The sequence below is a fragment of the Promicromonospora sp. NPDC057138 genome, from assembly GCF_042670845.1.
Taxonomy (GTDB): Bacteria; Actinomycetota; Actinomycetes; order Actinomycetales; family Cellulomonadaceae; genus Promicromonospora.
Window position 1 is genome coordinate 1 of record NZ_JBHUUX010000136.1, and the last position, 1,942, is coordinate 1,942.

The 1,942-nt window shown below is 72.3% G+C and carries 2 protein-coding genes; both read right to left on the minus strand.

The genetic code is table 11. The features are described from left to right. Nucleotides 1–1,430: hypothetical protein (locus ACFT2C_RS29025; protein ID WP_377210571.1), on the minus strand; the 1,430-nt coding region annotated here is incomplete at its 3' end. A gap of 14 nt (nt 1,431–1,444) precedes the next feature. After that, nucleotides 1,445–1,942, minus strand: a 498-nt coding sequence (gene traA, locus ACFT2C_RS29030; protein WP_377210572.1) for a plasmid transfer protein TraA, incomplete at its 5' end; no start/stop codon positions are given.

The following is a 1,942-nucleotide window of genomic DNA, read 5'->3' on the forward strand; positions in this document are numbered from 1 at the left end:
ATGTAGACGTAGCCCTTGCGCTTGTTGCCCCACGCGGCCGGGTTGGCGCCCGCCTCCAGGACCTCCTCGGGGAGCGCGAAGCTCGCGTCGTCGCCCCGGACGCCGAAGCACATCGCGGCCGGGAGGCTCGCCCGGGTGTCGGTGGAGAGCTGGTAGCCGGAGGCCCGCTGCATGGAGACGACGAGGGTGACCCCGGCGGACCGGGCTTCCTGCGCGATGCCGGTGAAGACGTCGTCTCCCAGCTCCCGCAGCAGCTTGGCGGCCTCCTCGAACCAGGCGACCAGGTACGGCATCCCGTCGCAGCCGCAGGCGCCGGCCGAAGCGCAGGAGTGCGCGGCGTCGGTCTGCGTCTCGGCGGCCGCGGGCTCCCAGGCGCGGTAGCCGTGGTCCCGCAGCCAGGCGGTGCGGGCGGGGATGACGGCCTGGACGGCGGCGACCATCGCACCGGCCGACGGGGTGTCCAGCGCTGCCCAGTCGAGGGCCGGGACGAGCGGCTGGAAGTCCTGGCCCGCCTTGGCCGCGTCGCTGAGCCACACGGCGACGTCGGAGCGGGTCAGCAGCTCGAAGAGGACGTCGAGGGCGCCCTCGGTCTTGCCCGAGCCGGTCATCCCCATGATGAGGATGTGGATCGCGTCCAGGAGCGGGAGCACCAGGTCGCTGCCGTCGTCGTAGACGCCGATCCGCAGCGGCACGGCGACGGACTGCCCGGGGGCGAACGGGCCGGGCCACAGGGTCGGGGTCTTGAGCATGTCCTCGGGCACGATGACGAACTGCCCCTTCCGGGCCGAGTCGGGGTCGTGCTGGATGCGGATGGCCGTGGTCGGCACGTCGAGGGCCGACGCGATCCGGGGGATGGCCTTGGAGACGTCGTCGTTGGTCAGCTCCCCGGCGGGCAGCTCGTAGGGGACCGTGACCCTGTTGGGTTCGACCTTGACGTCCTTGAGCTTGGTGCGGGCCAGTCCGACCTTCTCCAGGAGGCCCTTGTCCGAGGACTCGCCGGAGCCCTCCGGGGTCGAGGAGCGCATGACCTGGCGGATGTTCCAGGACAGGGCGAGGGTCGCGCCGCCCATCAGGTACAGGTCGGGGAGCGGGCCGCTCATCGGCCCGGACAGGGCGGCGGAGGTGAGCCACGCCGACCCGGCCGCCACGGTGATGGCGGAGTGGAGGCGGCGCTGCTGGCCGGTCGACTTGCCCGCCCACCAGGTGGCGGCCGTCAGGGCGGTGGAGGCGAGGGTCAGGCCGACGCCCGCCCACGGGGAGTTCGACCACATGGCGTTCGCGCCGGCGCCCGCCAGGCCGACGCCGCCCGTGACGATCCACGGCGGGGTGTAGGGCTTGGCCCGGTGCCAGAGCCAGGCCCCCATGCCCGTGCCGCCGCCGGAGTTGAGGCGGTCTTCCTGCTGCTGCTGAACGTCCTTGTTGCTGGCCATGAGGTTCCCGCCTCTCAGAACTTGAAGGGGTTGGTGGACGCCGGGCGCTGGGGGCGCGGGCGCATCAGGTCGGCGTACTCCCGCTGGAAGGCCCCGTACGCGGCCACGGCGTTCTTCGCGGCGGCCGTGCACCCGTCGCTCGCCCGCTTGAGCTTCCACGCGACCTTCTTGGCCCGCATGCGGGTCTGGACGGGGTTGTCGCCCGGCAGCGCCTGCGCCTGGCCCAACCTGGCCTCCAGGATCTTCGCGGCCATGGCCAGCTCGATGGCCGCCTGGATCATCAGCGCCCGCAGGTGGTTGCAGTAGTTGCGGACGTCGTCCGCGTTGTTGAACTCGGGCTCCCCGAGGATGAACTGGGAGCGGCCCTTGCCGGACTGCCCAGCGCCCCCGCCCTTGTTCGTCGTGCGGTTGACCGTGACGTTCACCGGCGGGACGAACGAGCCGCCCATCGCGCCGACGAACCCGCCGGCCGCCGCTCCCGCGTTCGCGAACTTGCTGCTGTTGCTGTTCGT